At 65.6% G+C, this 6,648-nt stretch carries 6 protein-coding genes; 3 read left to right on the top strand and 3 right to left on the bottom strand.

The window, feature by feature from the left end:
• The first annotated feature begins 433 nt into the window (after positions 1–433).
• Positions 434–655, top strand: a complete 222-nt coding sequence (locus tag Q319_RS0106160) for a hypothetical protein (RefSeq protein ID WP_029481199.1) — start codon at positions 434–436, stop codon at positions 653–655.
• Positions 656–763: 108 nt separating this feature from the next.
• Positions 764–1,417 carry an SRPBCC family protein gene (locus Q319_RS0106155; protein WP_029481198.1) on the top strand — a complete coding sequence of 218 codons (654 nt, stop codon included), beginning with the start codon at positions 764–766 and terminating at the stop codon, positions 1,415–1,417.
• Positions 1,418–1,487: 70 nt separating this feature from the next.
• Here Q319_RS0106155 and Q319_RS0106150 read toward each other — a convergent pair whose 3' ends face one another.
• The 3 genes from Q319_RS0106150 to Q319_RS0106140 form a co-directional block, all read right to left on the bottom strand.
• Entirely contained in the window at positions 1,488–1,955 is a 468-nt protein-coding gene (locus Q319_RS0106150) for a hypothetical protein (protein WP_029477688.1), read from the bottom strand.
• A 73-nt stretch (positions 1,956–2,028) separates the two neighbouring features.
• Positions 2,029–2,733, bottom strand: a complete 705-nt coding sequence (locus Q319_RS25390; protein ID WP_156039194.1) for a class I SAM-dependent methyltransferase — start codon at positions 2,731–2,733, stop codon at positions 2,029–2,031.
• Positions 2,734–2,750: 17 nt separating this feature from the next.
• Entirely contained in the window at positions 2,751–3,749 is a 999-nt protein-coding gene (locus tag Q319_RS0106140; protein WP_029481196.1) for an MBL fold metallo-hydrolase, read from the bottom strand.
• 268 nt (positions 3,750–4,017) lie between these two features.
• Here Q319_RS0106140 and Q319_RS0106135 point away from each other — a divergent pair, with 268 nt between their 5' ends.
• On the top strand, positions 4,018–6,432 hold the full coding sequence (locus Q319_RS0106135; protein ID WP_029481195.1) for a glycoside hydrolase family 31 protein: 2,415 nt from the start codon (positions 4,018–4,020) through the stop codon (positions 6,430–6,432).
• Positions 6,433–6,648 lie beyond the last annotated feature (216 nt).

The raw sequence follows: 6,648 nt of genomic DNA, 5'->3' as shown, positions 1-6,648 counted from the left end.
CCATCCCCTAAACCGTCCAGCCCCAGGGTGTGATACCGCTGCAAAATGTGACGCGCCCCAGAGACGGAGTATTTGGTCAGTTCCAAAAGCTCAGTTTCTGTTCTGCCTTCCGCAAGGAAGGCAAAGAACTGCGCTCTGCGCCGCTCCACAGCGCAGGTACTGGCCCGATAAATGGCCCAGAAATCGTCAGCGGAGTGCTGGAGTTGGATGGAAGAGAAGAATTTTTTGATCTGGACAGTCTACAAGATTTAATCGGAGTCCGTATTACGTCTGCGCCTCTGTTTTCCGGCGCGTCTCTCCTGCGTCCCAACTGCTCCTTGCTGCCGCCCAGATCAACCCCAGATCAAGGGGGGCACACCCCATCCCCGGCCCGCTGCGGCAAGATGCCTTCAACGCAATTTTGAATCGGCTCACCTTCAGGAGGAATACAGCTATGGGAGAGGGAAAACCCACCACCACGTCCAGCACCCCGCAGATCGCCAGCACCCCCATCGATATGGACACGCACGAGGGGGGCGCGGCCAGCACTTACGGGGCCAACACCAATCTGGACCCACACATGCAGGGCGGTCCCGCCACCGCCGCCGATCAGGCCGCCACAGCCGAGATTGAGGAGCAGCACGAGCAGCAGGGCACGCCCGCGCCCGAGGTCTGAATCCGGGGCGGCGACAGGCCACCAATCCCGCGCACATTCTGGTTTGGTTTACCTTTCACCGCCCCCCCACGCCCACCCCTTAGACTGCCGGTTAACGGAGGATCAACCATGACGAAAGCAATCAAATCGGAAGACGGTGGAATGGACCAGACCCGCATGATCAGCGGGGCGGCGGGCGGCGCTCTGCTGCTGATGGGCCTGCGCAAGCGCGGCGTGCTGGGCCTGGGTATAGCGGCGGTGGGCGGTTACCTGGCGTACCGCGCGGCCACCGGCAATGACCCGGTGATGGCGGCAGTGGGCGGCGGCGCAACCACCTCCAAACCCATTTTCGTGGAACACAGCGTGGTCATCGACAAGCCCACCCAGGCGGTGTACGACTACTGGCGCAAGCTGGAAAACCTGCCCCAGATCATGAGCCACCTGGAAAGCGTGACCGAGCTGGACGAGAAGCGCAGCCGCTGGGTCGCCAAGGCCCCGCTGGGTACCCATGTGGAGTGGGAAGCCGAGATCGTCAACGACAAGCCCGGCCAGCGCATCGGCTGGCACTCGCTGCCCGGCGCAACCGTGGACAACGCGGGCAGCGTGCAGTTCGAGGAACTGCCCAACGGCGGGACCCGCGTGCATGTGGCCCTCAGCTACCGCCCCCCGGCAGGCCCGCTGGGCGCAGCCGTCGCCAAGCTGTTCGGCGAGGAACCCAGCCAGCAGATCGCCGAGGACCTCCAGAAGTTCAAGGCCGCCTTCGAGGGCAGCGCCAAGAACTGAGCGGGACCTGAATCAGGGAGAGGCCGGGGCGTGAATGCTCCGGCCTCTTCTTTTGTTCTGCCAGAAACGCCTACGCGCTCAGGCCCTTGCTGCCGTGCAGGGTGCGTTCCATCGCGTCGGTCACTTCTGCCTCGAAGCGGCGCAGATGTTCGCGCAGACGGTCCAGTTCGGCCACGCCCAGGTCCGGCAGCCACAGGACGCTGCGGCCCAGCACGGCGAAGGCCAGGGGGGCGTCCTCGTCCGGTTCCTCGTCCTCGTCGGGTTCCACCGGGTCCAGATTCAGGATGCCGTAATCCAGACCCTGATTGAGCAGGTTCATGCCCATCAGGATCTCGGGGAGGCTGTCTTCCTCCACATACAGATCGAGGTCCAGGTGGAATCTGACGATCACGCCGCCCTGGTGGTCCGCGTCGGCGAACAGGGCCACGCGGGACTCGCCGTGCTGGATCATCGCGCCGTCTTCCACGGATTCAACGGTCAAACCGCTGGCTTGCAGCGCAGACACGATCCGCTGCAATTCGGACTGGGGGGCCGTCATGCCGGGGAGTATAGGGCCGGAGGGCGGGAGGCAACCGGAAGCCTGACCTCTTTGACCCCCCGCCTTCATCACTTCATGCCCCACGGCAGAAGACCAGTTGCATTCGGGGCGCTCCGGGCGAGGCGGGCTGCGCCTCATCAAAACCAGTACAGGCCAGCAGCGGCGTAAAGTCTCCCACCCCGGCCAGGGCATTCAGCTCGTCAGGCGTGTAAAGCCGCCAGTCAAAGCTGTCGCCGGCCCCCTCGCCGTACTCCAGATCAACGTGGAGACGCCGCCCTTCCATGCGCTTGTGTTCGGTGATCTGCATGCCGCCGCGCTCGAACGTCCGGCGGCCCTGGTGGCGCTCAAACGCCTCGCGGTGGTACACGTCAAGAATCAGGCGTCCGCCAGGCCGCAGTTTCAAATGAATCTCGCGCAGAACAGCGGCATTCGTGGCGTCGTCGAAATACCCGAAGCTCTGCCATAGGATGACCACGGCGTCGAAATCGCCCGGCACATCTGCCAGATCGCGCATGTCGCCCAGCAGAAAATGACAGTTTGCCCCAGCCCCTGCTCTCGCCTCCTGCACGGCGGCGGCGTCACGGTCCAGGCCAGTGACCGCGTAACCCCGCCGGGCCAGCGCGCGTGCATGTCGTCCCGTGCCGCAGCACAGATCCAGAACGCGGTAGAAGTTGGGTTGAGGAAGCTGCCGCGCCAGAAAATCAGTTTCCTGCCTGGTCTGAACCGGATCGAGCGTCGCCATGAACAGCTCGAACCAGGTGGGCGTGTAGGTGTTCATTTCGTCGTCCTCCACTCTCACGCGTGATACATCCACATCCCAGCTTCCTCCTCCCAGGTGCGGTAGAGCTGACCCAGCAGGCGCAGGTGTTCGGCGTGGGCCAGCGTTTCGGCCAGGGCAAAGCGGCGTCCACTGACGTTCAGTTCGCGGTTGAACATCGCCAGCGACAGATCGTAGGCACTGCGGGGTTCCTTCCCAGCCTCGGCCTTGATGAAGTCCAGCCGCTCGTGGTGGTGGCCCCGGAGTTCACGGGCGCGGGCCTGTACACCGGTCATGACGGGACCGTGATGCCCCACGACGGCCTGATCCGGGTTCAGCGCCTCCAGCTTGCCCAGCGTTTGCAGGTAGTCGCCCAGCGGATCGGGGCGGGTGTAGGCGTACAGGCCGATATTGGGGCTGATGCGCGGCAGGATGGCGTCCCCGGCGATCAGGATGCTGTCCTCGGCACTCCACAATCCCAGGTGACCGTCGGCGTGGCCGGGCAGCCATAGCACCTCCCAGTCGCGCCCGGCCAGCGCCACATTCTGACCCTCGCGCAGTGGTATGACATTTTTGGCCGGATGCACCCGGTCCCGGCCCCGGCGGTTGTCCGCGCCCATGCCCTCGAGCGATTCGGTGGGCAGCCCATGATCGCGCATGTGCTTGAGGTGGCCGGGCAGCCACTCCTCCCACAGATGCCAGTAGCGTTCGCCGCGCCCGATTTCCACGTCCAGCATCTGGATCTGCGCGCCGCTGCGTTCTTCCACCACGCCAGCCAGCCCATAATGGTCCGGGTGGTGATGGGTGATGATGGCCCGCTCGACATCCTTCCAGTCCAGTCCCAGTTCGTTCAAGCCCACCGAGATGGCCGCCTGCGCTTCAGGGGTGTCCAGCGCCGTGTCGATCAGGGTCACCGGGCCGTCTTCCGGCTTATCGATCAATACGGTCACGGTTTTCATGGGGTAGGGAATCGGCACTTGCAGCGCGTGCAGCGTGCCCACGATAGGGGTCAGCACCGGAGAACCAGGGGCAGTCATGCCCGGCAGGCTAGCACCCGGCCCAGGCGCGGAAAGTCAGGTGTGGGGGGTGAGGGTGCGGCGGGATGGAAGGCGAACCCCTCAGTCTGCTTCCCTCAAGGGGAGTCAAGAGTGCGTGACTGACACAGCAATTCCACGACTCTTGCCTCCCTTCTAAGGGGAGGTCCCCCGAAGGGGGGGAGGGGTTAAACCGTGGCGGCCACCCAAAAAACCAGTTCTGCGTTGGTTCAAGTCTCTCAGCCTGCACCAAAACGCTACTCTGTGAACAATGAGATTAGGCCAGTTCGTGATGGAAAGCGGCGGCGCGCAGGTGCGCGTATGGGGCGAAACAGACGTGCTGGTGGTCAGCGCGCCGTTGCCGGGGGTGCTGCGGGTGCGGCTGGCCCCGCAGGCACGGGCAAACGGCCTGAGCTTTCCCCGCCTGACCGAGAAACGCAGTTTCGCCCTGCGCCCCGATCTCCCCGAGGCCGAACGCCTGAGCGTGCAGGAGGACGGCGAAACCCTGCGCGTGGGCGGCGGTGGATTGACCCTGCATCTGAACCGCGTGAGCGGCGCGTGGCGGGTCACGGAAAACCCGGACGGTAAGCAGGAACGCGAACTGACCAGCGTACCCGACTGGAACGGCGACGCGCCCACGGCCCGCCCCGCGCTGGACGCCGAGCGCTTCAACCTGCGCCGCAGCCGCCTGAGTATTGATGCTCCCGACGGCGCGGCCTACCTGGGCTTCGGCGAGCGCGTGGGGCCGCTGGACAAGCGCGGCATGCACCTCACGTTCTGGAACACCGACTGCTATCCACACCACACCGACACCGATCCGCTGTATATCAGCGTGCCGTTTACCACGGTGGTGCAGGGCGAACGCGCCCACGGAATTTTCGTGGACGAGACGTGGCGCATGACGGCGGACGTGGCCCGCACGAATCCCAACGCGCTGGACTTCGCCTCGGCAGGGCCGGAGCTGGACGTGTACGTGCTGGCGGGGCCACGCCCGGCGGACGTGCTGCGCCGCTACGCCGATCTGACCGGCTACGCGCCGATGCCCCCACTATGGGCGCTGGGGGCCGCGCAGAGCCGCTGGGGCTACCGCACGGCGGACGACTTGCGGGCCGTCATCGCGGGTTACCGCGAGCGCGATCTGCCGCTGGACAGCCTGTACATCGACATCGAGTACATGGACGCCTTCAAGGTTTGGACGGTCAACCGTTCGGGTTTCCCGGACCTCAAGGCGTTCGTGAAGGAGGCCGCCAGGGAAGGCGTCAAGCTGGTCCCGATCATCGATCCAGGCATCAAGGCCGAGCCGGGCTACGACGTCTACGAGGAAGCCCTCAAAAACGACTACCTGATCCGCACCGCACGTGGCGACGTGCTGGTGGGCGAGGTCTGGCCCGATCCGGCAGTGTTCCCCGACTTCACCCGCCCGGAAGTGGTGGCGTGGTGGGCTGCGCGGCACAAGCTGTTCACCGACGCCGGAATCCAGGGCCAGTGGAACGACATGAACGAACCCGCCTGCTTCTCGCTGGCCCTGACCGATAAAGCCGGGGCGCGTGCGACAGAAGGCAAAACGCTGCCCTACGACGCCCTGCACGGTTCGCACAGTCATCTGGAGATGCATAACGTCTACGCCAACCCCATGAGTCAGGCCAGCCGCGCCGGGTATGCCAAGTACAGCCCGCAGATTCGCCCGTGGATCATCTCGCGGGCCGGATACGCGGGCATCCAGCGCCACGCCACCGTCTGGACCGGGGACAACGCCGCGACGTGGTCCCATCTGGCCCTCAGCCTGCCGATGATCGGGGGCCTGGGCCTCAGCGGGATTCCCTTTGCGGCGGCGGACGTGGGGGGGTTTGGCGGCGACACCACCGGAGAACTGTTGGCGCGCTGGTATCAGGCGGCGGTGGGCTACGCCTTCCTCCGCAACCACTCGGCGCAGGGCACGGCGGACCAGGAACCCTGGCGCTTCGGCGAGCCGTACACCAGCATCATTCGCGCCGCGCTGGAGTTGCGTTACCGCCTGTTGCCGCACCTGTACACGCTGGCGCACGGGGCCACCCGCACCGCACTGCCGGTCCTGCGCCCGCTGGCGCTGCACCACGCAGGCGACGAGGATGCGTTGCGCGCCGACAGTCAATACCTGCTGGGTCAAGGGCTGATGGTGGCCCCGGTGATGGCAGCGGGCCACAGGGGGCGGCAGGTCTACCTCCCGGCGGGGCGCTGGGCTTCCGTGTTCAATCTGGCCGAATTCGGGGCCATCCACGACGGACCCGCATACATCACCGCAGACGCGCCGCTGCACACGCTGCCGCTGTACCTCAAGGCGGGCGAGGCGCTGCCGCTGACCGAACCCAGCGCCCATACCACGCAGGCCCGCTGGGAGCGCGTGACCTGGCTGGCGCACCTGGGCGAGACCGGCTTCGTGGGCCACCTATACGAGGACGGCGGAGACGGTCCCGCCCAGGGCCGCTTTACCCGTCTGGTGGGGGACCGCGAGGGCGGCACGCTGAGCATTCGCCGCGAGACCGAGGGCGAATCAGCCCTGCCCGAACAGCGCGAGGTCCTGCACATCATCGGCCTGGAGCCGATCCGCGAGGTCCACGGGGCCGCCTCCTTTTCCTACGAGGACGGCGTGCTGCGCCTGACCCTGCCCGCCCGCTGGGAAGAAATCACGGTGACGTGGGTGGAATAGCGGCGGTCATGCTTTGAACCATTGCGATCATGGTCCGATCACGGTGTATATCCGACACTGTTCTCAAGCGCGGTTCCAGACCACTTCCGGGGGGGAGCCAGGGAACGGAACCGCGCCTCCATCTCTTCATAATGACAACAGCCAGATGACCGGGCTGGTACGGGAGCGGGAAAAGACTGTTCAGGTGGCCGTACAGCACGAGGCGGCGCTCAATTT

Source organism: Deinococcus marmoris DSM 12784 (assembly GCF_000701405.1).
Lineage (GTDB): Bacteria > Deinococcota > Deinococci > Deinococcales > Deinococcaceae > Deinococcus > Deinococcus marmoris.
This window is presented reverse-complemented; position numbering and strand designations above follow the sequence as displayed.

What these genes read in the sequence shown, in the direction of transcription:
- Q319_RS0106160 (WP_029481199.1), top strand. Translation starts at nt 434, where the DNA reads ATGGGAGAGGGAAAACCCACCACCACGTCCAGCACCCCGCAGATCGCC.
- Q319_RS0106155 (WP_029481198.1), top strand. Translation starts at nt 764, where the DNA reads ATGACGAAAGCAATCAAATCGGAAGACGGTGGAATGGACCAGACCCGC.
- Q319_RS0106150 (WP_029477688.1), bottom strand. Translation starts at nt 1,955, where the DNA reads ATGACGGCCCCCCAGTCCGAATTGCAGCGGATCGTGTCTGCGCTGCAA.
- Q319_RS25390 (WP_156039194.1), bottom strand. Translation starts at nt 2,733, where the DNA reads ATGAACACCTACACGCCCACCTGGTTCGAGCTGTTCATGGCGACGCTC.
- Q319_RS0106140 (WP_029481196.1), bottom strand. Translation starts at nt 3,749, where the DNA reads ATGACTGCCCCTGGTTCTCCGGTGCTGACCCCTATCGTGGGCACGCTG.
- Q319_RS0106135 (WP_029481195.1), top strand. Translation starts at nt 4,018, where the DNA reads ATGAGATTAGGCCAGTTCGTGATGGAAAGCGGCGGCGCGCAGGTGCGC.